General features: G+C 56.9%; 24 protein-coding genes and 3 tRNA genes. 11 read left to right on the forward strand and 16 right to left on the reverse strand.

Annotation, left to right across the window (positions count from 1 at the left end; translation table 11 throughout):
* Positions 1 to 424 precede the first annotated feature (424 nt).
* Both MHM85_RS12400 and MHM85_RS12405 read left to right on the forward strand, forming a co-directional pair.
* Complete coding sequence (locus tag MHM85_RS12400; protein ID WP_239286093.1) at positions 425 to 1,717, forward strand: ATP-grasp domain-containing protein; 1,293 nt, start codon at positions 425 to 427, stop codon at positions 1,715 to 1,717.
* 10 nt (positions 1,718 to 1,727) lie between these two features.
* On the forward strand, positions 1,728 to 3,752 hold the full coding sequence (locus tag MHM85_RS12405; protein WP_239286091.1) for a CocE/NonD family hydrolase: 2,025 nt from the start codon (positions 1,728 to 1,730) through the stop codon (positions 3,750 to 3,752).
* A gap of 179 nt (positions 3,753 to 3,931) precedes the next feature.
* Here the strand turns inward: MHM85_RS12405 and MHM85_RS12410 are convergent, their stop codons facing one another.
* The 4 genes from MHM85_RS12410 to MHM85_RS18505 all read right to left on the reverse strand — a co-directional run bounded on the left by MHM85_RS12410 (position 3,932) and on the right by MHM85_RS18505 (position 5,928).
* Complete coding sequence (locus tag MHM85_RS12410) at positions 3,932 to 4,435, reverse strand: DUF892 family protein (RefSeq protein ID WP_139526283.1); 504 nt, start codon at positions 4,433 to 4,435, stop codon at positions 3,932 to 3,934.
* 42 nt (positions 4,436 to 4,477) lie between these two features.
* A complete protein-coding gene (locus tag MHM85_RS12415; RefSeq protein WP_239286089.1) occupies positions 4,478 to 5,314 on the reverse strand; it encodes a manganese catalase family protein in 837 nt (278 codons plus the stop codon).
* A gap of 52 nt (positions 5,315 to 5,366) precedes the next feature.
* Positions 5,367 to 5,570, reverse strand: coding sequence for a hypothetical protein (locus MHM85_RS12420; RefSeq protein ID WP_139526281.1), 204 nt, complete (start codon positions 5,568 to 5,570; stop codon positions 5,367 to 5,369).
* 76 nt (positions 5,571 to 5,646) lie between these two features.
* Positions 5,647 to 5,928 carry a general stress protein gene (locus MHM85_RS18505; RefSeq protein ID WP_139526280.1) on the reverse strand — a complete coding sequence of 94 codons (282 nt, stop codon included), beginning with the start codon at positions 5,926 to 5,928 and terminating at the stop codon, positions 5,647 to 5,649.
* Positions 5,929 to 6,199: 271 nt separating this feature from the next.
* Between MHM85_RS18505 and MHM85_RS12435 the strand changes: the two genes are divergently transcribed.
* Complete coding sequence (locus MHM85_RS12435; protein ID WP_239286087.1) at positions 6,200 to 6,649, forward strand: META domain-containing protein; 450 nt, start codon at positions 6,200 to 6,202, stop codon at positions 6,647 to 6,649.
* A gap of 249 nt (positions 6,650 to 6,898) precedes the next feature.
* Positions 6,899 to 7,219: a DUF4124 domain-containing protein gene (locus MHM85_RS12440; RefSeq protein WP_153844177.1), complete on the forward strand. Its 321-nt coding sequence runs from the start codon at positions 6,899 to 6,901 to the stop codon at positions 7,217 to 7,219.
* A 401-nt stretch (positions 7,220 to 7,620) separates the two neighbouring features.
* Here MHM85_RS12440 and MHM85_RS12445 read toward each other — a convergent pair.
* The 7 genes from MHM85_RS12445 to MHM85_RS12475 form a co-directional block, all read right to left on the reverse strand.
* Positions 7,621 to 7,696 (reverse strand) — tRNA-Thr (locus MHM85_RS12445).
* A gap of 72 nt (positions 7,697 to 7,768) precedes the next feature.
* Positions 7,769 to 7,843 (reverse strand) — tRNA-Gln (locus MHM85_RS12450).
* A 6-nt stretch (positions 7,844 to 7,849) separates the two neighbouring features.
* Positions 7,850 to 7,925, reverse strand: a tRNA-Phe gene (locus MHM85_RS12455).
* Positions 7,926 to 8,077: 152 nt separating this feature from the next.
* A complete protein-coding gene (locus tag MHM85_RS12460; RefSeq protein ID WP_139526277.1) occupies positions 8,078 to 8,353 on the reverse strand; it encodes an oxidative damage protection protein in 276 nt (91 codons plus the stop codon).
* A gap of 48 nt (positions 8,354 to 8,401) precedes the next feature.
* Positions 8,402 to 9,493 carry an A/G-specific adenine glycosylase gene (mutY, locus tag MHM85_RS12465; protein WP_239286085.1) on the reverse strand — a complete coding sequence of 364 codons (1,092 nt, stop codon included), beginning with the start codon at positions 9,491 to 9,493 and terminating at the stop codon, positions 8,402 to 8,404.
* A gap of 102 nt (positions 9,494 to 9,595) precedes the next feature.
* On the reverse strand, positions 9,596 to 11,929 hold the full coding sequence (locus MHM85_RS12470) for an AsmA family protein (RefSeq protein WP_219861790.1): 2,334 nt from the start codon (positions 11,927 to 11,929) through the stop codon (positions 9,596 to 9,598).
* A complete protein-coding gene (locus MHM85_RS12475) occupies positions 11,930 to 12,409 on the reverse strand; it encodes an acetyl-CoA sensor PanZ family protein (protein ID WP_139526274.1) in 480 nt (159 codons plus the stop codon).
* 172 nt (positions 12,410 to 12,581) lie between these two features.
* Between MHM85_RS12475 and hisB the strand changes: the two genes are divergently transcribed.
* The 5 genes from hisB to MHM85_RS12500 all read left to right on the forward strand — a co-directional run bounded on the left by hisB (position 12,582) and on the right by MHM85_RS12500 (position 15,977).
* Positions 12,582 to 13,175 carry an imidazoleglycerol-phosphate dehydratase HisB gene (gene hisB / locus MHM85_RS12480; RefSeq protein WP_139526273.1) on the forward strand — a complete coding sequence of 198 codons (594 nt, stop codon included), beginning with the start codon at positions 12,582 to 12,584 and terminating at the stop codon, positions 13,173 to 13,175.
* 94 nt (positions 13,176 to 13,269) lie between these two features.
* Positions 13,270 to 13,911: an imidazole glycerol phosphate synthase subunit HisH gene (gene hisH / locus MHM85_RS12485; protein WP_139526272.1), complete on the forward strand. Its 642-nt coding sequence runs from the start codon at positions 13,270 to 13,272 to the stop codon at positions 13,909 to 13,911.
* A gap of 11 nt (positions 13,912 to 13,922) precedes the next feature.
* Complete coding sequence (gene hisA / locus MHM85_RS12490; RefSeq protein ID WP_219861792.1) at positions 13,923 to 14,669, forward strand: 1-(5-phosphoribosyl)-5-[(5-phosphoribosylamino)methylideneamino]imidazole-4-carboxamide isomerase; 747 nt, start codon at positions 13,923 to 13,925, stop codon at positions 14,667 to 14,669.
* Positions 14,666 to 15,439 (forward strand): imidazole glycerol phosphate synthase subunit HisF, encoded by a 774-nt coding sequence (gene hisF / locus MHM85_RS12495; protein ID WP_139526270.1) that lies wholly within the window; start codon positions 14,666 to 14,668, stop codon positions 15,437 to 15,439. The genes hisA and hisF overlap by 4 nt, the downstream gene beginning before the upstream one ends.
* 31 nt (positions 15,440 to 15,470) lie before the next feature.
* Positions 15,471 to 15,977: a hypothetical protein gene (locus MHM85_RS12500; RefSeq protein WP_153844181.1), complete on the forward strand. Its 507-nt coding sequence runs from the start codon at positions 15,471 to 15,473 to the stop codon at positions 15,975 to 15,977.
* Positions 15,978 to 15,981: 4 nt separating this feature from the next.
* Here MHM85_RS12500 and MHM85_RS12505 read toward each other — a convergent pair whose 3' ends face one another.
* Positions 15,982 to 16,584, reverse strand: a complete 603-nt coding sequence (locus MHM85_RS12505) for a YjaG family protein (RefSeq protein ID WP_153844182.1) — start codon at positions 16,582 to 16,584, stop codon at positions 15,982 to 15,984.
* Between the two features lie 153 nt (positions 16,585 to 16,737).
* Between MHM85_RS12505 and MHM85_RS12510 the strand changes: the two genes are divergently transcribed.
* Positions 16,738 to 17,430, forward strand: a complete 693-nt coding sequence (locus MHM85_RS12510) for a type 1 glutamine amidotransferase (protein ID WP_153844183.1) — start codon at positions 16,738 to 16,740, stop codon at positions 17,428 to 17,430.
* 25 nt (positions 17,431 to 17,455) lie between these two features.
* On the opposite strand, the gene mnmH is transcribed toward MHM85_RS12510, so the two are convergent.
* The 4 genes from mnmH to MHM85_RS12530 form a co-directional block, all read right to left on the reverse strand.
* On the reverse strand, positions 17,456 to 18,544 hold the full coding sequence (gene mnmH, locus MHM85_RS12515) for a tRNA 2-selenouridine(34) synthase MnmH (RefSeq protein WP_219861795.1): 1,089 nt from the start codon (positions 18,542 to 18,544) through the stop codon (positions 17,456 to 17,458).
* Complete coding sequence (gene selD / locus MHM85_RS12520; RefSeq protein WP_219863939.1) at positions 18,541 to 19,578, reverse strand: selenide, water dikinase SelD; 1,038 nt, start codon at positions 19,576 to 19,578, stop codon at positions 18,541 to 18,543. The genes mnmH and selD overlap by 4 nt, the downstream gene beginning before the upstream one ends.
* A gap of 34 nt (positions 19,579 to 19,612) precedes the next feature.
* Entirely contained in the window at positions 19,613 to 20,986 is a 1,374-nt protein-coding gene (radA, locus tag MHM85_RS12525; RefSeq protein ID WP_139526265.1) for a DNA repair protein RadA, read from the reverse strand.
* A gap of 98 nt (positions 20,987 to 21,084) precedes the next feature.
* Positions 21,085 to 21,534 carry a copper resistance protein NlpE N-terminal domain-containing protein gene (locus tag MHM85_RS12530; RefSeq protein WP_139526264.1) on the reverse strand — a complete coding sequence of 150 codons (450 nt, stop codon included), beginning with the start codon at positions 21,532 to 21,534 and terminating at the stop codon, positions 21,085 to 21,087.
* Positions 21,535 to 21,716: 182 nt separating this feature from the next.
* Here MHM85_RS12530 and hisC point away from each other — a divergent pair, with 182 nt between their 5' ends.
* Positions 21,717 to 22,781, forward strand: a complete 1,065-nt coding sequence (hisC, locus tag MHM85_RS12535) for a histidinol-phosphate transaminase (protein WP_139526263.1) — start codon at positions 21,717 to 21,719, stop codon at positions 22,779 to 22,781.
* Positions 22,782 to 23,087 lie beyond the last annotated feature (306 nt).

The raw sequence follows: 23,087 nt of genomic DNA on the forward strand, positions 1-23,087 counted from the left end.
TCTACACTCCTTTGTAGTTAGACAAAAGCTATACTCACCAGGAATTATTTATAATGCCGATATATAGAAAGGAAGATAACGCGACAAAAATATAGACAAATATAAATGACTAAACAAGACGGTTTTATAATCCATGCTAGCAAATGTCAAAAAACATCCGATTATTAACATTTGTTAAAATTTTCTCTACTACGCGTATTCGACAATAGTCAATTAATCCTATCGCACCCCGCAGCATAACAAAATCAAAAACAAACACACCGGCTGAAACATTCACCCTCGTACATAACTCATTAAAAGTGCCACATACATTAATTTTTAAGCTTTAAAACTTACGTACCCTGGAAAATAAAAAAGGTCTTTCATACGCTCAGTGCGGGGCAATAGGGATCGTTCGCCCACTTACCGACTAATGGAGTAGCGCATGAAACGTCACGTTTTCGTCATTGCTTTAGAAGACAAGCAAAAAAAATCCATGCAAACACTAAGAGAGCAAAAGAACTTAGATATACATGGAGTATTAGATGTAAAGAGCGCCGTGGAAGCAGAGAAAATCTCTTTTAATCATCTACTTTCATTAGCCAAAGAGCACCTAGATGCGTATCCCGGCACGGTCGATGCGATTATTGCACAATGGGACTTTCCCACGAGTGTGATCGTGCCTATTTTATGCCAACAGTACCAAATTCCCTCACCCTCAATTACGAGCGTTTTAAAATGTGAGCATAAGTATTGGAGCCGCATAGAGCAGCAAAAAGTCGTGCCCGAGGTGGTACCTAAGTTTTGCGGGATCGATCCTTTCGCCGATGATCCGCTCTCCCAAGTGACGCTCGACTACCCGTTTTGGTTGAAGCCAGTGAAAGCGTTCTCTTCCCATCTAGGCTTCAAGATCGAAACGTCGGCTCAATTCGAAGAGGCTATCAAAGAGATTCGCGCGGGCATCCGCCAACTCGGTGACGCTTTTAATGAAGCACTTTCTTATGTAAACGTACCCGATGAGATAGCGCATTTAGACGGCAATGCCTGTATCGCTGAAGAGATCATCAGCGGTGTTCAAGGTGCCCCTGAAGGTTCTGTCTTCAACGGGGAGTTCAATGTTCACGGCATCATCTCTCAACCTAAAGCCAAGAACTCCATTTCACTGTTCGATCGCTTGGAGTACCCCAGCAATCTTCCTGAGCACGTTCACCATAAAATGGTGGAAACCGCCAAAACCTTTCTTACCCATATCGGCTATAACAACGGTTGTTTCAACGTCGAGTTCATGTGGGACGAGGCACGAGAAAAACTATGGTTAATCGAAGTGAATACGCGCATCTCGCAATCTCATAGCGAGATTTTCGTCATGGTCGATGGCATGTCGAATCATGAAATCGCCCTGGATATCGCCCTCGGCCAACGCCCATCGCTGCTGAACCGTCAGGGCGTTGCCCCGATTGCCGCCAAATGCTTCATTCCCTTTGCCCACCAAGATGGCGTGGTCAAGCGCATCCCCAGTGACGCAGAGATCGCCGCGCTGAGAAAACGGCTGCCGCATACAGAGGTCGTGATCGATGTCGCGCCAGGCCAACAGCTTAGCCATCTGATGCATCAGGACAGTTTCTGTTACCGCCTGGGCACGCTTTACGTGACTGGCAACACTCATGAGGAGATCGAGCAGAATTATCAGTTCTGCCTGGATGTTCTCAATTTCGATATCGAGCCCATCGATACGTAAGGAGGCCCCTATGGAAATCGTTCGCGATTTTCCCTACCCCATCCGCGAGATTGAAAACCTCTTCATCCCCATGCGCGATGGACAACAGCTAGCCGCCAAGGTATGGCTCCCCGACACGCCCGACGCCACACCGTTTCCTGCCATCATGGAGTATATTCCCTACCGCAAACGCGACGTGACGCGAGGCCGCGATGCCAGCAACCACCCTTACCTGGCGGGCCACGGCTACGTGTGTGTGCGAGTGGATATGCGCGGAAGCGGCGACTCCGACGGCGTACTTACTGACGAGTACACTCAGCAAGAGCAGCAAGACGCGGTCGATGCTATCGCCTGGTTGGCTGAACAGCCGTGGTGCGATGGCAACGTCGGTATGATGGGTATCTCCTGGGGTGGTTTCAATAGTCTGCAAGTGGCGGCCAAACAGCCGCCCGCCCTCAAGGCAATCATCAGCCTGTGTTCTAGCGACGACCTTTATGCCGACAACATGCACTACATGGGTGGCTGTCTGTTGGGCGATAACCTTTCCGAGGCGACGGTGATGTTCGCCTTCAATGCACTGCCTCCCGATCCAGAGATCGTCGGCGACCGCTGGCGAACCATGTGGTTCGATCGCATGGAGCACAGCGGGCTATGGCTCGATCAGTGGCTGCGCCATCAGCGTCGAGACGCCTACTGGTCGACCAGCTCGGTGGGCGAACATTACGAGGCGATACAGTGCCCCGTTTACGCCGTGGGCGGCTGGGCCGATGGATTTACCAACACCGTCTTGCGGTTGATGGAGCATTTGGAAGTACCCCGGAAAGGGCTCATTGGTCCCTGGGGGCATAAATACCCTCACCAAGGCATTCCCGGCCCGGCCATTGGGTTCCTCCAGGAAGCGCTGCGCTGGTGGGACTACTGGTTGAAAGGTAAACAGAACGGCATCATGGAAGAACCCATGTTGCGTGTCTGGCAACAAGACAGTGTACCGCCGGATAATAGCTACGCCGAGCGGCCTGGGCGCTGGCTGAGCGAAGCGCAATGGCCCTCCCCCAACCTCCACATGCAGCGCTACTACCTACAGCCCAACCGCCTGACGACCGAGCCGATGCCAGCACACCTCGTGCCGTCCACACTGGGTTTACAGTCGCCTGTTAGCGTAGGGATGTCGGCGGGAAAATGGTGCTCCTATGCCGCCACGCCAGACCTTCCCGGTGACCAGCGTGAAGAGGACGGAGGATCGTTAGTGTTCAGCAGCGAGCCGCTAGAGGAAGCGCTGGATATGTTCGGCGTCGCCACATTGTCACTGACGGTTTCCTGCGATCAACCCCAGGCCATGCTGGCCGCGCGCCTGTCCGACGTGGCTCCCGATGGCAAGGCGACCCGCGTGACCTACGGGCTGCTCAACCTGACCCACCGGGAGAGCGATGAGCACCCGAGCGAGCTGGTGCCCGGCAGAGAGTACCGAGTACAGTTGGCCATGAACGGTATTGCTCAGCGCTTCCCTAAAGGACACCAGCTTCGCCTGTCGATCTCGACCACTTACTGGCCGTTGGCGTGGCTATCTCCTGCGCCTGCTCAGGTCGACATCACACTAAAAGAGTGCCAATTGCATCTCCCCGTACGCACGGTGTCTCACGCAGAGACGCCCTTTGCCTTTGCCGCTCCCGAAGCAGCGCCACCGCTGGCCACCACCACGCTTGATCCCAGTCAACATAACTGGCTATTACACCGAGACCTGGCCACCAAACGATCGACGCTGGAAGTCATCAACGACCAAGGACGTTTTCGCATCGACGATACGGGCACCGAGATTCACCGGAGCGCGCGGGAGTACTACAGTACCGTGACCGATGACTTCACATCTGCCCAAGGCGAAACCCTCACCGAAAGCCACTTCAAACGCGGCGACTGGGATACCGAGGTGTATACCCGCACGGTACTTACCTGCACCGACACACACTTTTTGGTTCACGCCCAGCTAGATGCCTATGAAAACGCCTATCGTGTCTTTTCCAAGAATTGGTCGTCCAAGATTCCTCGAGACCACCTGTAACCTGTCAGGCTCCCAGTGATCGTCAGACCGCCCTTCGTTATTAGCAGGGGCGGTCTTGGCTCAATGTGCATGGATACATGCATAAAAAACCCCGGTCAGGGCTACCGGGGAAAAGGGCGTTGCCAAGTAAGCTACTGGACGTGCAAGTAAGCTACTGGGCTTGACAGCGTTGCTTCGCGCTATTTTTTAGCCTGCACGTCGTTGTCATCCGCGCGCGCCAGGAACGTGCGCGTGGTATCGTCCAGATGCTGGTCCAACCAATCGGCCATGGCCTGTTCTTCTTCAAGGATCTCACGGCATACACGCACTACCTCCGGCTGATTGGCCTGCTCTGCAGCGGCAATCAATGCCTTATAGTTGGCAATTTCGAAACACTCGAAGGCGTAGCTCGCAATCCCGCCTTTGACCACTTCGTCCCCGGCCATCATACCGCCTAGCGATTGGCCGAAAGCGGTTAGCTTACCGCCCATATCTTTGACGGCGGACGTATCGATACCCAGCTCGTTCATTACCCGCTCTAGCTTTTCTGCCTGATGCTCGGTTTCGTGCAAATGCTGATCGATGCGGGCGCTCAGCGCCGGGTAGTGCTCTATCCGCTTGGCCTGCGCTTTCAACATCTCTTCCGCTTGCTTTTCCATAGCATGCGCATCGCGTAACCAATCTTCCAAATACTTGGCTTCCATCGTGTGCTCTCTCCTTGTTCATTCGCGGCGTAGGACTTTCCCTTATTTATTGGGGTCGATTTGCTCCTTCTGTGCCCCGGACTTTTCCTTGGCAATCCCCAGACTAGGCTCTTGGCCTTCGGGGGCGGGCTGATTACGTACGCTGTACTGGCTCCGGCCATCCAACGAGGGGCCTTCGGACCAACGACCCTTCGGCGCCTCCTTGTCCATCAAGGTGTTGAGGTAGTAATAAGAGTGCTGCATCGCCTCATGATCTTCCGGCGTGGCATTGGGGATTGGCAGCTGTTTTTCGAAGCCGCCCAACTCTTCGATGACTGCGAGCCATTGCTGCTGATGGTAGGTGTCACGAGCAATCAAAAAGGATAGAAAATCCTTCATGCCGTGATCATCGGTCCAATTGTAGAGACGCGATGCCAAGACACGACCGCCAGCTTCGGCCGTAGCGTTGGCCAGCATATCAGCAGCGATATTGCCCGTGGCGTAAACGTGGCTCATATCAAAAGGGACGCCATTGGCATTCACTGGCATCGCCGACAAGCCCGATGAAAGCAGATGACGTGGATTGGCACCGCCCAAAATGGCGTTCATAACCGGGTCTTTAGCTGTCGCCTCTTGATAGGAAACCGGCGCCCCTTCCAAATTGAGCGCCACTGCATGACCCAACATCTCGATATGGGACAACTCCTCGGTGGCCGTGGACATCAACATATCGCGGATACGGTCATCACCACGAGCCCCCATTGCTTGAAAGAAGTACTGCATGGCCACTCGGATTTCACCCTCAATACCGCCAATAGCCTGCTGCAGCAGCATGGCAAATTCTGGGTTCGGAGTGTCGACTTTAACGGGATACTGCAACTTTCCAGAGTGGTGGAACATAGCGCTACTCTCCTTCGTGAATTGCCAGGGAGCGCACTCCCTGGCAACGTATTTAAAGCGTTTGCTTTAATAGCTTCCGTGCTTCGTCTGCAATGTCCTCATAATGCTGCGTGACGCGATCAAAAAACGCTTGCGTCTCTTGATCCGACTTTTCTTTGGCATCTTGAGAAAACTGCTGGCTTAGCTGAACGCCTTGAGAGGCATGATATAGCGTGCTCACCATATCGAAGTTCTTATCGTTCACAGGATGATTCATCCTTGACTCCTTGTGCCTTTTACCTAAAGGCAAAAGGCACTCTTGAACGTGTAAAGAGAACGCGGCAGCTACCTAGTTAGCGGTTGTTACCACCACCACTGTGGCTATTCTCACCGCCTTTCTTACCGGCTTCTGAAGCGCGCTTGGGATCATTGGCAAAGTTGCCTCCGCTGTTTTCACCGCCTTTTTGGCCAATATCTTCGTAAAACTCTTTGCCATGGCTATCAGCGGTGGCTTCGCCACCCTTTTGGCCGATATCCTGATAAAACTCTTTATCGTGGGTTTTGGAGGTAGTTTCACCCCCCTTTTGTCCTGCCTCTTCGCGACTCATTCCATTATCGTTGCGGTTATTCGCCATGATAAATCTCCTTTTCATGAATTCGGCAAAACCAACTCATTGACTCGCACTCGGTGTGTCACTCGAGTAATTTGAGACTAGCCAACCTCACTCTCTTATCAAGCGAATGGCGGCTTAAACGACAACGTTTAACCTTTATGATCACAGCCAACCATTTCCATCAAATAACTTTTTAACCATCTCCCCGTAACCAAAGATAAAAAGATTGACTAAATTCCTAAACTGACAACACACTTTCTGGGCATACCGACATCAAGGAACCGGCCATCCCATGCGCTCACGATTCGCCCTCGCCACCACGCTCGGCCTTTGGCTGACCGGATGCCAAAACCATGCGGCTTTGCAAGCCTCCATGGCAGCCGATGAATCGCTCATCAATACCTACTGGAAGCTACTGACCGTAAACGACGACCCCGTGGTGGCCGCAGACAATGTTCGCGAAGCACATATAGTGCTGCACATCGACAACAGCGCTCGCTTGGCAGGCGCCACCGGCTGCAACACGCTCAGCGGACGCTACCAGCACACCCGCCAGCAGCTCACGTTCCACCCCATCGTCACTACGAAAATGACCTGCCCTGCTGCATTAATGCACATCGAGAAAGCCATGCTGAGCGCGCTCTATCAAACCACGCATTGGAAGATCCACGGTGAACGCTTAGTGCTCTTCAATGATAAAGGGGAGCCACTGGCAGGGCTCAGGGCAGTACACCTTTATTAAAAAATACAAAAAGCTTAGCGATAGTATGGACGCGGAAGAGCTACGCCGCGTTGCTACACACTAGTGAAATAGAAAAAAACAATTACTTAAAAAGTTTTTCATGTAGGCGCCCACCTGCCTTCTCAACTCACCCAAGCTATTACTATCTCCATCATAAGCAACGGGGTGTTTTCTCGTTTTTTAAGGTACATCTCTCTACTCATTACTGGCAACATTATGTTACCTATATTCACTTAGGGTTCACGGACGATGAAGATTTTCGCGTTGACTGCGCTATTGGTATGGATACCTTTCTCTACTCAAGCAGAAGTACATAAGTGTATCGATGGCAATGGGCACACCACCTACCAGGATGCCCCCTGCGCAGATGGCACCTCAGAGACAGTCAATATCAACAACCTCACCATTATTCCGCCACCCAGCGTCACCGCTCGCGCCGAGCCATCCGTCAGGGCTAGCCCTGTTCCACGCCTTGCTGCGCCCTACAGAAACCAACACCAAACGGCTCTCGAACTGCGTAACAGCCGAGTGAAAACACGCGCTCGCTATCCATTGAGACGCGGCTGGTAAAGCGAGCGTGACGCCACGTCTTTCGGAAAGTTCTTTTATCGCTTCAGGAAAACGCTGATAAACAGGCCGCTCGATTGAGTGGCTTTTCTTCATAGCTATTAGATTGCTACCGGCATTAGAAGTCGATTGAGCGCCTAGTCGATACAACTCTCAACTATTCAATAAATTTTAATGAACTTAAAATCGACTTCTTGCAGCGATTCAACATAGTAACCAGAGAGGGGTGGGGAGAGTGAGATAAAGTCAGAACAGCCTGAAACGCTTTCTAGAGCGGCTCGAAGGGTATAGAAAGGGGCATGAGACGTCATGCCAAAATAAGCGATATTAGTCGGCTATTCGTTTATCTCACACATACGAAAAAGGCCATCCGACTGGATGGCCTTTTATATTCTCTAATGCTTTGGTGCCGACACCAGGAGTCGAACCCGGGACCTACTGATTACAAGTCAGTTGCTCTACCAACTGAGCTATGTCGGCGCTTCGCATTTTCTTGAGAACTTGACTGGGCTGCCCTTAGACAAACCAATCAACAAGAAATCTTGTTGGCAATGGCTGGGGTACCAGGATTCGAACCTGGGAATGCCGATACCAAAAACCGGTGCCTTACCACTTGGCGATACCCCAACGTTGTGGTGGCCAGAGACGGAATCGAACCGCCGACACGGGGATTTTCAATCCCCTGCTCTACCAACTGAGCTATCTGGCCCTTGCCAACGGTGCGTATTAAACCAAAAGCTCCTCTTTTCGTCAACACCTTTGTGAAACTTTCTTTCTAGTCACATGCTTAGGGCACATCAGGTGCTTGCCGAAAAGCATTAAAGGCCACGTCATCCGTAGCTTAGCGCAGCGTTGCTGTTTTTATGCTTGGCTGGGCGGCACGTACCCTTCCGCTTGGTCGGTGGTTTCGTTATCCAAGAAACGTTGCATCTGCTCCATAAGGTAAGCGCGTGCTTCCGGCTCCAGCATGTTGAGGTGCTTCTCATTGATCAGACGGGTTTGCAACGCCTGCCACTCTTCCCAGGCTTGTTTCGATACGGTGGCCTGAATCTCCTGGCCCTGCTTACCCGGCAGCGGCGGGAAAGGCAGTGCGGGTAGCTCTTGCTGGTACTTGCGGCAAAAAACCGTGTTGCTCATGGTGTGCTCCTATAGAGTGTGTCTGTGTCGGCCAATCGTCCGTATCGTTTAAGGCCCGGGGGCAGGGTCTAGGGTAAACGGCGTTAGCTGGCTCAGTAGTGATTTGACCGGTGCCGCCAAGCCTAGCGCAGGCGGGTGGTGAACGTCATACCATACGCCGTTTTCGCGCACGCCGCTGATACGCTGGCAGTTCACCGGCTGCAGCGTAATCGACAGCTTAAAGTGGCTGAAAGCGTGCGTGAAGCTAGGCAGCGCGGCTTGACGCTCGGGGGCTTCGGTGTTGTCTTCCAGCCAGTCGTTGAGTTCGCTGTGGCGCTCAAACTGCGGCAGGCTCCATAACCCGCCCCACAGGCCGCTGGGTGGGCGCTGCTCTAGCCAAACGCGGCCTTGGGGATCGCGCAGCAACAGCATAATGGTATCGCGGGTAGGCGTGGTTTTCTTAGGTTTAGATTCCGGATAGCGCTGCGGCTCCCCTTGGGCATAGGCGCGGCATACGTCATTGAATGGACATATCACGCAGTCAGGCTTGCTGCGCTTACAGAGCGTCGCGCCGAAATCCATGACTGCTTGGGTGTAATCCGCCAGTCGCGTGGTGGGCGTAAAGTAGTCGGCCAGCGCCCACAGCGAGCGTTCTACCGAGGGCTTGCCGGGCCAGCCTGTGACGGCGTGTAGCCGCGTGAGCGAGCGTTTGACGTTGCCATCCAGTATGGCCGCCTGCTGCCCGGTGCTTTGAGCGATGATGGCGCCAGCGGTGGAGCGGCCTATGCCGGGCAGCGCCATCAACGCGTCTACGCTAGCGGTGGGCAGCTCACCCCCGTTCGTTTCCATGGCAACCTGAGCCGCTTTGTGCAGGTTGCGGGCCCGAGCGTAATAGCCCAGGCCCGTCCAGTGGTGCAATACGTCATCTTGCGGCGCGGTAGCCAGGGCTTCCAGCGTGGGAAAGCGGGCCATGAAACGCTCGAAGTAAGGAATGACCGTTGCGACCTGTGTTTGCTGCAGCATAATTTCGGAGACCCACACGCGATAAGCGCTGCGGGGTGACTGCCAGGGCAGATCGTGACGGCCATGCTTGTCGAACCAGGTGAGCAGCCGTTGTTGAAACTCTTCCGCCGGTAGGCAAGGCGTGGGCATCTCGGCCATTGGGCTTCCTTTGAACACTCGCTTTGAACGACAGCGCCGGCCCAAGGCCGGCGCATACGGTGCATCGTGCGTCAACGCGGTCGTCGTCAACGCAGGCTTCGGTTAATTGAAGAGGCGACGAATGCCTTCGCGCAGCTCTTGACCTGCGCCTTCGCCAAGGCGCTCATCGATGCGGTCGAGGGATTCACCAAGCCGCTCTTCCAACTCTTCTCCTACCCGGCTGCCGGCTTCGCCACGCAGCAGATCGACCACAGAGGCCTGAAAGGCGGTCCGGTCGAAGCGGCACCACTGGGTTTTATCGTCGCCAACGTGGCCTTCACAGCGCACCGGTAACGGTAACTGTTGAAGCCGTGGGTTTACTTGGCAAGCAGCATCGGCGGTATCTACTAAGCGTGCATTGGCTTGCGTAGTGAAATCAAGGCTGTTGAGGTTGAAGCTCCCCTCCCCTTGCACATCGATTCCCGGTAGGCGAACCAGCAGATCGTCACTCTCTACGACTCCATTACGCACTTGGAAAGTGGCGTCGAAACGCTCGAAGCGGGTATCGGGGTGCCATTCGCGGTCTACCTCCCGCCCTTCTAGCTCCGCCACCAGCTCACACATCTCACGGGAGACGTTAGAGCGCAAAATGGCACCGTCGTTCAGCCGGGCGTCAAGCTCGCCGTTGAGGTTGCTCACCAGCACATCGCGGCGGTTGCCTTGGGTGGTCAGCGCGCCTTCCAAGTTGAAGCGGCCACGCAGCGGAGCCTCTTCCTCGCTGAAGGTTTCGATCAGCGGGGCGACCTGCACGTTACGGACGTTCGGTGAGAGCTGCCACTCCAATACGTTACCAGTGGCGTCCAGCTGGCCGGTGGCGTTGAGCTCCCCTTCGTAGAAGTCGGACTCGAACGATGTCAGGCGATGGCTACCGTTCTCACCGCGTAGTGCCAATTGGGTATTGCTGAAGGTCAATCCGGCCAACACTAGTTGCTCGACACTCAAATCGCCCTGCAGCGTGAGGGTTCTGAGCCACTCTTGGGGCAACAGTGCTTCTTCACTTTGAGCAAATGCTTTACGCAGTAACCCACGACTGGCTTGCTGCGCGGTGGCCGCCCCAGGCAGGTAGTGATCGAGGTTAAGTGCATCGCCTTCAAGAGTAAAAGAGAGCTGATTACCATCCAGCGCCGCGCTGACGTCACCGGTAAAGGTGCTGTCATCGACGACTAACGAAAGGCGCGGTAGCGCTACTCGCTCCAGGCTCCCTTCGATGGGGCTGGTCAGCGCAACATCGCTCAGTGCGGCTTCGCTGGCGGTATCGAGCGATGCGCCGGTACGCGCAATCCAGGGACGCAGGTTGAATGGGGCGGCGGTGAGCTGGCCGCTATATTGAGGTGCATCGAGCAGTTGCTCGAGATTGAGATGACCACTGACTCGCAGTCCATCAGGACCGGTCAATTGCAGATCCTTTAATTGGGCCGTTTGCGCAGCGAAGTCGCCATCGAAACCAAACGCCAACGAAAGCGCCAAGCTCCCTTGCCAATTGTCGGCATGCCGAAGGCCGGTTTCCAACACTCCCTGGCGAATGCTGAGCTGTCGCTCGCCCATACGCGCAACGATCTCAGCCGCTTTCAGGGCTAGCTGCTGCGGCTCGCTATCGGCACTGCGCCGAGTTTGGGTGGTGAGCTGGGTATTTTCGAAAACGATTTGCTCCTCTTCAAGGCCTAGCCGAAGGCGTGTTTCTAGGTTGACGTCGCTGGACAGGTCCGGGCCTCGCTCTAGCACTTCGGCATCCAGACGGTTGTGCTTGGTCAACGTAAACATCGCTTTCAACGGAAACGAGCGCACCGGGTTGACGTTGGTGCCCGACATATTCAGCGGCTGTATCCGCCAAAGCGCTTGGCTCTGCTCGTCGCGGTAGCGAATATCGGCCTCTTTGATGTCGACGCTGGCGATATTCAACACCACTGAAAGGTTGCCTGCATCGACATTGGGGCCAGCGCTGGCAGGCGCCAGCACGGTTTCGGCGGTTTCGTTGTTGTGCTCGGAAAGACGCTCCAAAAGCGGCTGCCAGTTGGCCTCACCCTCGGCGTTTTTCTCTAAATTCAGGCGCATGCCATCCAACGTCAGGCCATCCACAGCGATTTCGCCACGAAGCAGTGGCGCAAAGGCAACGCTCACTTCTGCACGGTTGATGGCGGCAAAGGCGGTATCGTCTTGAGACTGCTCGGGCAGCCAAGCGCGGGCCTGCTCGACGCTCACCCCAATACGCGGGTAGAACGACCAAGTGATGGGGCCTTCCAAGGCAAGATTGAGGCCGGTTTGCTCTTCGACCACGGCCGTCAGGCGTGGCTTGAAGTCTTCGGGGTCTAAAAAGGTGGTGACATAGACCACGGCGGCCACGGCCACCATGGCGAGAATACCCACTGCCGCCAGCAAAATGCGTAATAGCTGTTTCATTTACCCTTTCCCTTGTGGGTCTAGCTCGACAAAATCACTGGTCGCCGTTAGGCCCGGCTCGGACGACTCATCGGCCATTGGCCGATAGCCAAGCTTCGATAGCAGGACGCGGTCCGCCAGCGGCAGCGTCGTCGTGGCTATACGCAGCACGCGGCCGTCTTGCTTGGCCTGCTCGCCCAGCAGCGCCATGAGTCGAGAGCCGACGCCGCGGCGTCGCGTGGTTTTACGCACGCACAGTTCAGAGAGCCACCATGCCCGGTCATCGGCTTCCTGTATGGCTACCGCACCTAATAAACGGTCGTTGAAATGCGCACAGGCAAAAAAGTGCTGGCCGCTCAAGTGCTGTTCGATGAAGGGCAAAACCGTGGGGGTGGGCATGCGCTCTTGAGGCGCATCTTCATAAATGCGCACCAGATCGATGCGTACCTGCTCGTCTGCTTCCCAACGGGCCTGGTCGACATATTGCAGTGTCACCGGCATGGTGAAATCCTCGTTGCCAACGCAGCTAGGCTGCTATTTAGCGCCGCAAACGGCGGCGACATTCCCCGCATTGTAGCGGATGGGGGCGCCGATTCTCTATAATGGTTGTTTTGGCCACAGTTGCCGCCCGCCGATTATTCCTCAGAGTGCGCCACGGCGCAGGAGATGCAACATGTCAGCGCGTATTGCCACGGTAAGCCGTGACACCAACGAAACGCAGATTACGGTCAGCGTCAACCTCGATGGCGAAGGCCGCTTGAAGTGCAACACTGGCGTTCCGTTCTTGGACCACATGCTGGACCAAGTGGCTCGGCATGGCATGGTGGACCTCGATATCGATGCCAAAGGCGACCTGCATATCGATGACCACCATACCGTCGAAGACTTGGGCATCACCCTCGGCCAAGCATTCAACGAGGCCATCGGCGACAAGCGCGGCATCTACCGTTACGGCCACGCGTATGTGCCGCTGGATGAAGCGCTGTCTCGCGTGGTGATCGACTTTTCTGGCCGCCCTGGTTTATTCATGAACGTCGAGTTCACCCGCGATACCATCGGCCGACTGGACACGCAGCTGTTTTGGGAGTTCTTTCAGGGCTTCGTCAATCACGCCCGGGTCACGCTGCATATCGACAACCTGAAAGGCTTCAATGCTCACCACCAGGCCGAGACCATTTTTAAAGCCTTTGGCCGCGCGCTACGCATGGCCGTTGCAGAAGATCCGCGCATGGCGGGCCAGATGCCGTCTACCAAAGGAAGCTTATAATGTTGGGCGTTGCGATTAGCAGCGTGGCGGCACGCATCTCCTCCGCGACTCCCAAGACCATGACCTTCTCGCCTACGACCTCAAGGAGCGCTTCATGACCATTGCGGTAATCGATTATGGAATGGGCAACCTACACTCGGTGGCCAAGGCGCTCGAGCACGTCACCCATGAAAACGTGATCATCACCCGCGACCCGCGCCGCATTCTGGGCGCGACCCGTCTAGTGCTGCCCGGCCAAGGGGCGATTCGTGACTGCGTTGGCGAACTCGAACGCACCGAACTGCGCGGCCTAGTGGATGACGTGTTGACCCGCCAAGCCAAACCGCTTCTGGGCATTTGCGTGGGCCAGCAGATGCTGATGGAGCGCAGCGAAGAGAATGGCGGCGTGGACTGCTTGGGCTTTTTTCAGGGCAGCGTGGACCGCTTTCCGGCCAACATGCGCGACGCGCAAGAGCAGCGCCTAAAAGTACCGCACATGGGCTGGAACTTGGTGGATCAGCACCACGAGCATCCGCTCTGGGCAGGCATCGATAATCATGAGCACTTCTATTTCGTGCACAGCTATTACGTCAATGCCGCCGACGATGCCCAAGTATTCGGCACTACCCAGTACGGCAGTGTGAGTGCTCACGTCGCGATTGGTCGCGACGCTACTTTCGCCGTACAGTTCCACCCGGAAAAAAGCTCCCGTGCTGGCCTGCGCCTGCTGGAAAATTTTGTCACCTGGACGCCCTGAGAGGTTTCACTATGTTGGTAATTCCCGCGATCGATCTCAAAGACGGCCAGTGTGTGCGCTTGAAGCAGGGCCGCATGGATGATGCGACCTCCTACGGCGACGACCCGGTCGCGATGGCGGCGCGTTGGGTAGAAGCCGGCGCGCGCCGTTTGCACTTGGTGGACTTGAACGGTGCCTTCGAGGGTAAGCCCGTCAACGGTGAAGCGGTCACGGCCATCGCCCGCGCCTACCCGAACCTGCCAATCCAAATTGGCGGCGGCATTCGTTCGGCGGAGACCATCGAGCACTACCTCAGCGCCGGTGTGTCTTACGTGATCATTGGTACCAAAGCCGTCAAAGAGCCGGCATTCGTGACTGACATGTGCCGCGCCTTCCCCGGTCATATCATCGTGGGGCTGGATGCCAAAGATGGCTATGTGGCCACCGACGGCTGGGCGGAGGTCTCCACCGTCAAAGCCACCGAGCTTGCCAAGCGCTTTGCCAACGACGGCGTTTCCAGCATCGTTTACACCGATATTGCACGCGACGGCATGATGCAGGGGGTCAACGTCGAGGCCACCGCGGCGCTGGCCCGTGACGGCGGCCTGCCAGTCATCGCCTCCGGCGGCGTGACCAACTTGGAGGACATTCGCGCGCTGTGCGACGTGGCCGACAGCGGCATCCTCGGCGCGATTACAGGCCGGGCCATTTACGAAGGCAGCCTGGATGTGGCGGAGGCCCAGCGCCTGAGCGACCAACTCAGCGGAGGCCAAGAATGAGCTTAGCCAAACGAATTATTCCCTGCCTAGACGTGGACGCCGGGCGGGTGGTGAAAGGCGTGAACTTCGTCGGTATTCGTGACGCGGGCGACCCGGTCGAGATCGCCCAGCGCTACAACCAGCAGGGTGCCGATGAAATCACTTTTCTCGACATCACCGCCAGCCATGAAGACCGCGCCACCACGGTCGAGATGGTCGAGCGCATCGCAGGCGAGGTGTTCATTCCCTTGACCGTGGGCGGCGGCATCCGCACCTGCGACGACATTCGTACCATGCTGAACGCAGGTGCAGACAAAGTCTCGATCAACACGGCTGCCGTCACCAACCCCGAGTTCGTACGCGAAGCCGCCGAGCGTTTCGGCAGCCAGTGTATCGTGGTGGCGATCGATGCAAAAAAAGTGTCTGAGGAGGGTGAGCCCGATCGCTGGGAGATTTTCACCCACGGCGGCCGCCGCCCTACCGGCCTAGACGCGGTGGAGTGGGCCAAAAAAATGGTCGAATTTGGCGCAGGCGAGCTGCTGCTCACTAGCATGGACCGTGACGGCACCAAGATTGGCTTCGACCTGGGCGTCACCCGCGCCATTTCTGAGGCGGTCAGCGTGCCGGTGATTGCTTCCGGTGGTGTCGGCAACCTAGATCACTTGGTCGATGGCGTGCTCAAAGGCGGTGCCGATGCAGTCCTAGCGGCCAGCATTTTCCACTTTGGCGAATACACCATTCCGGAAGCCAAGCGCTACATGGCCGAGCGCGGCATCGAAATGCGTTTGTGATGACTCTTATCCCTTTACTGAGGGGCTGTTAATGCGCCGCAATATTCCATGGATTGGAGGAGTGGCAGGAGTTTGGCTGAGTGCATCTGCCTCAGCCTTCTCTTTGCCGGACTGGCCTCCCACTCTTACGCTCGATCACACGCTTGTGCAAACCAGCCTGCTGACACGACACTTCGAGCCCGACCCAGAACACACCAACCAGCAAAATCTGGTGAGTATCGAGCTTCACAATCCAGAGCGCTGGCTAGCCGGTGCGGCTTGGTTCAAAAACTCGTTCGATCAACCCACTTGGTACTTTTACGCTGGCCGTGAGTTTCCACTATGGCAGCTCACCGATGAGATTAGCGTGCGCGCCAAGCTAACGGGCGGTTTACTACGCGGCTATAAAGACGAATACCGCGATAAAATTCCTCTCAACCATTTAGAGATTGCCCCCGCGCTTCTGCCCAGCATTGGCGTTCAGTGGGGGCGAGTGGAGTCTGATCTCATCGTCTTCGGAACGGCGGGCGTCATGATAACGGCAGGCATGCGCTTTTGATGCTCTAGCCGTCGGCGTCTTCCAGGCTCAAACCCAAATTACTAATACCGCCATTGCGACCCAGCGTGCGAATCTCTTTGAGCGTGGTTTTATTGATCGGCCCGCTGACCGCTTCAAGCACTGCGTCTTGGAAGTCGTTTTCGTCCTCCATCAACGGATGGTCGCGAATGATCAGAGCCAGCGCTTGCGCGTCCACTTCGCCCTCGGTGAGTTCGATGAACGCTCGCACGCCAGCCCGCGACGTGCGGCTGACGTCCAGCACGGCTTCGGGGGATTCACCTTGCAGCGTATCGAGTAGCGCAGAGATCGACACCACCGCGTCCAGCGCCCGACGTGCACCAAAACTCTCGTCCCCCTCCGGCGGCTCGCACTCGGCCAACTTGTCTGCTTGGCGGGCAAAATCGATGCTGGCGTGGGGGACGCTCAAGCGCTCCCACACCAAATTCAGTACGGTGCGAAGGGTGTGCCCATCGCCCTGGCCACTGGTTTGCTCGTACAGGGCGTAATTCGGCAGTAGGCGCTCACACAGCGCTGCCATGAAGGCTTGTTGGGCGGGCAGCGGCAGCAGTTGCAGCCGCTGATAGAATCCTTGGGGTTTAGCCACCATGCTGATGTCCTGAGTCACTCTGTTGGTGAAAGTATGTGGGTGAAACTGAGTTGGCGAAACTGAGTTGGTGAATCGAACACGATACGTTATCGTCGCACCCACGCGGCGGGTACACCGCTGCACTCGATGTGCTCGGCCGGCGAGGAGATTACCATGCATATTCATCTGCTACAGCACGGCCCTGACCATGGCCCCGCCCGTCTGACCGACTGGCTTGAGAGTATGGGCCATAGTTACACCGTTTTTCATCTTTACGCGGGAGAACTCACGCCCCGCCCTGGGGAGTCCGATGCGCTCATCGTGCTGGATGGCCCCGATAGCCTAGTTAGCGAGCCTCCCGCCTGGCACAAAGCGGAGCGTAAACTGATCCATCGTTATCTAGATGGACAAAAGCCAATGCTGGGCATTGGCTTGGGAGCGCTTTGGGTAGCAGAAGCACTCGAGGCCGTCATCGCCCCCGGCACCTACCCCGAAACCGGTTGGCACACCGTTACCCTAGCGCCGGAAAGCGGCTTCGATTTACCCGAGCAGTTCGAGGCATTCATGTGGCATCGTTTGGTATTCAGCCTACCCGATGGTGCGATTCCGCTGGGCGGCAGCGCGGCGGCGCCGCTACAGGGGTTTAGCTGGGATGTCGGCCGGGTAGTAGGCTTGCTATGCCACGTCGAGACCACCCAAGCGAGCCTCGCTCCGCTGCTTCGCGATCCCGACCGCCCCAAGGCGAAAAGCACCTCCACCGGGCGTTTTTTGCAAACCGATGAGGAGATACTGGAAGACCCCGCGCGCTTTCAGCGCTTGGCACCGCTGCTGGATCGCGTCATGACTCAGTGGCTTAAGAGCGCTTGATGCCCCACCGCTCGGGGCGTCACCGTTAAGTACTCCACTGCCGCGCAGCAGCAAGACAGCTCTCCCAATCGCCCACGAAGAGCTCTGCGGGCCGATTGTTCTGCTGCTTTTCCAGGTGGTAACGGTAAAGGGGGTCGTAATACTCGGTGAGTAGCGGGGCGAGCCACGCCTCATGGGCCTGGATATCGCCAGCGGCATGAGCTCTGAACGCCATGGTCTGCAGACGCTGCAGGCGCTGTAGACGCGCATTGCCCAGGCGCTTGGCCAGCCGTTCCAGGGCGCTCGACAGTTGGCGCTGCATACGTCGTCGTCCCTCTTCCGGGCCAAAGCGCGCTGCATAGCCCTGCTCTAGCGCTTCGATATAGTCGCGACGCAACTGATCTAGTCGCCAATCGAGCGGCATCTCGATGCGAATACGCGGCGCGCGCTGCAGGGCGTACCAAACCTCTAGCGGAATGTTGGCGTTGCCGATTTGCCGCGACTCATCCTCCAAGACGAGCTTGCCCGTCTGCCCTATCAAACGCTGGGCCAAGGCATGCTCGAAATCGATTTGCGTCGTGGGTTCCTCGGGCTGTCGGCCAAATGCGGAGCCTTTGTGATTGGCACAGGCTTCCAAATCGATCCCATTGGGCAGTCGATGGATCAGCGCGGTCTTCGCGCAACCGGTCAGCCCGGCAATCACCAGCATGGGTTGGCGAGCGGCTTCATCGATCCGCTGGCAAAGCCGTTGGCGAAGCGCCTTCCAACCTCCCTCGATACGCGGACGATGAACTCCAGTATCGGCCAGCCACTGCTGAGCAATTTTCGAGCGTAGCCCGCCGCGAAAGCAGTAAACGATCGCCTCTGGGTGCTGGGCCAAGTACTGCTGCCAAGCAGCGATCCTGGCTTGTTTCACCTCACCACTGACCATCCGCTCACCTAACGCAATGGCGGCCTGTTGGCCCTGCTGCTTGTAAGCAATGCCGACCTGATGGCGCTCTTCGTCCATCATCAGCGGCAGATTGACCGCCCCCGGAAGGCTGCCTTGGGCAAACTCAACCGGGGCGCGCACATCGATCAGCGGTGTGTTCGCTACAATCAGTTCAAGAGAGGCTGGCGTGGTCGACAGCGTCATCCAACGACCTCGATGCTTATTTTGCCCAGGGCTGCTTTGAGGGTACCGAACGGCGCTAGCGTGAGCCCATGCTCGCGCCCAATGCGCTCTACATCATCTTCCCAGGCGGGATCCACACTGATCAGCAGGCCACCCGAGGTCTGCGGGTCGCATAGCCACTGCCAGTGGGCTTCATCCATCGCCGGTAGCGCGCTCCCCAGTGCGTCACGATTACGCACGGCACCACCGGGCACGGCGCCTTGGCGACGGTAACCTTCCGCCTCGGCGAGCCTAGGCAGGCGGCGAAAATCGATCTCGGCCATCACGCCGCTGGCACTACACATTTCGTTTAGATGCCCCGCCAAGCCAAAGCCGGTCACGTCCGTCATGGCATTGACGCCCTTCACTTGAGCGAGCGCGACCCCAATGGCGTTGGGTTTGAGCATGGTTTCCCGCGCAAGACCATGGTGCCCTGCTTCCAGCAGGCCGCGCTTTTCGGCCGTGGTGAGTATGCCGACACCGAGCGGTTTGGTCAGAAACAGCAGGTCGCCGGGCTTGGCTTGGCTGTTGAGTTTCAAATGGTCGAGATCGACCAGGCCGTTTACCGCTAAACCAAACATTGGCTCTGGGGCATCGATGGAGTGTCCACCGGCCAGGGCAATGCCCAGCTCACGGCAGACCGCTTGGGCACCTGCGACCACATCGCCGGCAATGTCTGGGCCCAGCTTATCCAGCGGCCAACCCAAAATGCCCAGCGCCATGACGGGAGTACCTCCCATGGCGTATACATCGCTAATGGCGTTGGTCGCGGCGATACGACCAAAATCGAACGGGTCATCGACGATGGGCATGAAAAAGTCGGTGGTCGCAATCATGCCGCGACCATCGCCCAGATCGTAGACGGCGGCATCTTCACGACCTTGATTGCCTACGATCAGCCGCTGGTGCCCCGCCGCAGGCCCGGCTTTGGCGAGAATGCCATCGAGTACGTCCGGAGCGATCTTGCAGCCGCAGCCCGCTCCGTGGCTATATTGGGTCAAGCGAATCGAACTCATCATCCCTCTCCTTTTTGGTTAAGCATAGCCGAAGTTACAGCGCTTCCAGGGCATCGCTCAATTTATCCACGGGAATCACTTCCATGCCTTTGGGGGCCTGCTTGGGTGCATTGGCGCGCGGGACGATGGCGCGAAGAAAACCGTGCTTGGCCGCTTCTGCAATACGCTCCTGGCCGCTGGGGACCGGGCGTATCTCACCGGAAAGTCCTACCTCACCAAACACCACCAGCTCCTTGGGAAGCGCGCGGTTCTGCAGGCTGGACACCACGGCCAGCAGTACGGCAAGATCCGCACTGGTTTCCAGCACCTTGACACCACCTACCACATTCAGGAAAACGTCCTGATCCCCGGTAAACAGCCCACCATGGCGATTCAATACCGCCAGCAGCATGGCCAGGCGATTCTGATCGACCCCGACGGCCACACGACGCGGGTTGCCCAGAGCAGACTCATCGACGAGGGCTTGCACTTCGACCAGGATCGGCCGGGTTCCTTCCCACACCACCATGACGAGGCTGCCCGGCGCCTGCTGTTCCTGACGCGAGAGGAAGATGGCACTGGGGTTCTTGACCTCCTTGAGGCCTTGTTCAAGCATGGCGAAAACGCCCAGCTCGTTGACGGCACCAAAACGGTTCTTCTGGCCGCGTAGGGTGCGAAAGCGGGAGTCGGCGCCGCCTTCCAGCAGTAGCGAAGCGTCGATCATATGTTCGAGCACTTTGGGACCCGCCAGCGTGCCATCCTTGGTGACGTGCCCCACCAGCAGCAGCACGGTATGGGTCTGCTTGGCAAAGCGAGTCAGTGCAGCGGCGGACTCGCGCACCTGGGCAACGCCGCCAGGGGCCGAGCTAATATCCTCCAAATGCATGGTTTGAATGGAGTCGATGACCAATATTTCCGGCTTCTCCCGCTCTGCCACCGCTAGAATGGTCTCGACGCTGGTCTCTGCCAACATCTTCAAGCCATTGGTGGGTAACTGCAGGCGGTGGGCGCGCATGGCCACCTGGGACAGCGACTCTTCTCCCGTGACATAGAGAATACGCCGCTGCTGGGCAAGCTTGCAGGCGGTTTGTAGCAGCAGCGTCGATTTACCGGCTCCCGGGTTACCGCCCAGCAGCACGGCAGACCCTGGCACCAAACCACCGCCGAGTACGCGGTCGAACTCGGCGAAGGTCGAGGTCAGCCTGGGAACTTCGCTTAAATCGACATTGCTGAGATCCACCACGTCGCGCGACAGATCGCCTGCGTAACCCGCTCGCCCGCTGGATGCGGTGCCGCTACCGGGACGAGCGCTTGCCAGTTTGACCTCTGTGAGCGTGTTCCACTCTTGGCAGCTGGTACATTGACCTTGCCATTTACGATACTCTGCACCGCATTCAGTGCAGACAAAGGCACTTTTCGCTTTTGCCACCGCCTGTTCGCTCCTTTTCTTGTGTCACGTAAAGGGCTAAAAGAGTGCTCAGAAATGCAAAAGGCGGCCAGTGGCCGCCTTCGAGCGTCGTATAGGGCTTATTGACGCTGTAACTGCAACATCTCGCCATTTTCGAAACGGCGGCGCTCAGGGTCGATCAGCTCCAGAGTACGCTCATCGATGCGCTGGAAGTAGTAGATCTGACCGTCGCCGTTCGGCGTAAGCTCGTAGACCGTTGCGTCGGGGTCAGAGGGCGTGCCGGTCAACACTTCCCAGTTACCGGCGTAGTTCTCGTCTGGCGGTGTCTGGGGATGGTTACGGTAGGTAGCATCCAGAGTGAACGTACGCTCTTCCGGAGCACTCATCTCTTCACCAACCAGCGTAACATCCAGGTCAATGCCGTCACAGTTACGGCAAGGCAGGGTGCCTTGATAGTTAGCCTGCGATGCTGTCATCCCTGCATCGTCGCGCTGATCCGTTGGGCCAGCTGCACAGCCCGCCAACAGTGCCAACATAGCCGAACCGGCTAGCAAACTCCTGAATTGCATTGGGTGTCTCCTTATGGTGTTGGACATACATTTCTTTCGCGCGCTTATGACAGCATAACCGCTACAAGGTGCGACGCCCACCCCCACGCAGACAGTTATCGCATGCCACAGGGAAGGCTTGCGCTCTTGCGGCCATCAGGCGACCATGGTGCGATTACCGCTAGGATAATCAGGTTACGCTCATGAGCCAATATTGGAGCCCTGCCATTAGGGATCTGACGCCTTACGTGCCGGGTGAACAACCCCGCGAACGTGTCATCAAACTCAATACCAACGAAAATCCTTACCCGCCCGCGCCTGGCGTGAGCGAGGCGCTGCGCCAGTATGCGATCGATCATTTGCGTCTTTACCCTGATCCAACCTCGCTGTCGTTGCGGGAAACCTTGGCAAAGACCTATGGCGTTAGCGTAGCAGAAACCTTCGTAGGGAACGGCTCCGACGAGGTGTTGGCCTTCGCTTTTCAGGCGTTTTTTTGCCAAGGCGCTCCGTTGGATGTTCCCTCGATCACCTACAGCTTCTATCCCGTCTATGCCAATTTGTATGGCGTCGAGTTACGTAAGCACTCACTCAACGACCAGTGGGAAGTCGACTTGGACGCTTTGGCGAGCGCCTCTGAGCGTGCTGGGGTAATTTTTGCCAACCCTAATGCGCCAACCGGACATGCCCACCCGCTCGCCAGTATCGAAGCCCTGCTGAAGCGCGTGACGGATCGGGTGGTGTTGGTCGACGAAGCTTACGTCGATTTTGGCGCTGAGAGCGCGGTGGCTCTTATCGAGCGTTATCCCAACCTGCTAGTCACCGGTACGTTTTCGAAGTCGCGCAGCTTGGCCGGGCTTCGCCTCGGCTACGCGATTGGTTCTCCCGAGCTGATCGAAGGCTTACAACGAGTGAAGGACTCGTTCAACTCCTATCCGGTCGACAGCCTAGCCAGCGTCGTAGGGATCGAAGCATTGAAAGACACCCAACACTTCGACGCCTGCCGAAACAACGTCATAGCTACTAGGGAGCGCACGCGTCAGCGCTTGGAAGCCCTTGGCTTCGAAGTGCTACCCTCGAAAGCCAACTTCCTGCTGGCCCAGCACCCGGACGTTGCCGGAGCGCAGCTGTTTGCAGGGCTTCGTGAGCGAGGTATTTTAGTACGCCACTTCAATACCGATCTGCTCAACAACTTCCTGCGCATCTCCATCGGCACCGATGACGAGATGGATAGCTTTATCGAAGCGCTAGAGTCCCTATGCGGTCAATAGCTTTACTTAGCTTCCCGCAATGCTGAAGCACCTGATGCTTGAACACCAAAACCCAGCCACTTGGCTGGGTTTTTAGTATGCAGTGTACATTCTCTGTTGGGTACTGCGTCCACACGGCAGAAAGCCCCGTACACGGTGTGTACGGGGCTTATCGAGCGCGCAACAAAGAACCCAGCCGGTTGGCTGGGTTCTTTGCGGTATAAGTGCCTGATTATGTTCGGGCCGGCCACCCGGCGGGCGGCGCTCCGCGACTTTACTCGTCTCATCCTGAGACTCGCCCTTCGGGCCCGCTGAAGCGGTTCCCGT

Source organism: Halomonas sp. McD50-4 (genome assembly GCF_022348135.1).
Lineage (GTDB): Bacteria > Pseudomonadota > Gammaproteobacteria > Pseudomonadales > Halomonadaceae > Vreelandella > Vreelandella piezotolerans.

Bases quoted from the DNA above. Each gene is read 5' to 3' on its own strand.
- hisF (WP_139526270.1), top strand. From the start codon at position 14,666: ATGAGCTTAGCCAAACGAATTATTCCCTGCCTAGACGTGGACGCCGGG.
- MHM85_RS18505 (WP_139526280.1), bottom strand. From the start codon at position 5,928: ATGGCGAATAACCGCAACGATAATGGAATGAGTCGCGAAGAGGCAGGA.
- MHM85_RS12500 (WP_153844181.1), top strand. From the start codon at position 15,471: ATGCGCCGCAATATTCCATGGATTGGAGGAGTGGCAGGAGTTTGGCTG.
- hisC (WP_139526263.1), top strand. From the start codon at position 21,717: ATGAGCCAATATTGGAGCCCTGCCATTAGGGATCTGACGCCTTACGTG.
- MHM85_RS12400 (WP_239286093.1), top strand. From the start codon at position 425: ATGAAACGTCACGTTTTCGTCATTGCTTTAGAAGACAAGCAAAAAAAA.
- MHM85_RS12470 (WP_219861790.1), bottom strand. From the start codon at position 11,929: ATGAAACAGCTATTACGCATTTTGCTGGCGGCAGTGGGTATTCTCGCC.
- MHM85_RS12440 (WP_153844177.1), top strand. From the start codon at position 6,899: ATGAAGATTTTCGCGTTGACTGCGCTATTGGTATGGATACCTTTCTCT.
- MHM85_RS12510 (WP_153844183.1), top strand. From the start codon at position 16,738: ATGCATATTCATCTGCTACAGCACGGCCCTGACCATGGCCCCGCCCGT.
- MHM85_RS12415 (WP_239286089.1), bottom strand. From the start codon at position 5,314: ATGTTCCACCACTCTGGAAAGTTGCAGTATCCCGTTAAAGTCGACACT.
- MHM85_RS12420 (WP_139526281.1), bottom strand. From the start codon at position 5,570: ATGAATCATCCTGTGAACGATAAGAACTTCGATATGGTGAGCACGCTA.
- MHM85_RS12405 (WP_239286091.1), top strand. From the start codon at position 1,728: ATGGAAATCGTTCGCGATTTTCCCTACCCCATCCGCGAGATTGAAAAC.
- MHM85_RS12505 (WP_153844182.1), bottom strand. From the start codon at position 16,584: ATGGTGGCTAAACCCCAAGGATTCTATCAGCGGCTGCAACTGCTGCCG.
- MHM85_RS12460 (WP_139526277.1), bottom strand. From the start codon at position 8,353: ATGAGCAACACGGTTTTTTGCCGCAAGTACCAGCAAGAGCTACCCGCA.
- mnmH (WP_219861795.1), bottom strand. From the start codon at position 18,544: ATGACGCTGTCGACCACGCCAGCCTCTCTTGAACTGATTGTAGCGAAC.
- hisB (WP_139526273.1), top strand. From the start codon at position 12,582: ATGTCAGCGCGTATTGCCACGGTAAGCCGTGACACCAACGAAACGCAG.
- MHM85_RS12410 (WP_139526283.1), bottom strand. From the start codon at position 4,435: ATGGAAGCCAAGTATTTGGAAGATTGGTTACGCGATGCGCATGCTATG.
- MHM85_RS12530 (WP_139526264.1), bottom strand. From the start codon at position 21,534: ATGCAATTCAGGAGTTTGCTAGCCGGTTCGGCTATGTTGGCACTGTTG.
- selD (WP_219863939.1), bottom strand. From the start codon at position 19,578: ATGAGTTCGATTCGCTTGACCCAATATAGCCACGGAGCGGGCTGCGGC.
- hisA (WP_219861792.1), top strand. From the start codon at position 13,923: ATGTTGGTAATTCCCGCGATCGATCTCAAAGACGGCCAGTGTGTGCGC.
- hisH (WP_139526272.1), top strand. From the start codon at position 13,270: ATGACCATTGCGGTAATCGATTATGGAATGGGCAACCTACACTCGGTG.
- MHM85_RS12475 (WP_139526274.1), bottom strand. From the start codon at position 12,409: ATGCCGGTGACACTGCAATATGTCGACCAGGCCCGTTGGGAAGCAGAC.
- MHM85_RS12435 (WP_239286087.1), top strand. From the start codon at position 6,200: ATGCGCTCACGATTCGCCCTCGCCACCACGCTCGGCCTTTGGCTGACC.
- mutY (WP_239286085.1), bottom strand. From the start codon at position 9,493: ATGGCCGAGATGCCCACGCCTTGCCTACCGGCGGAAGAGTTTCAACAA.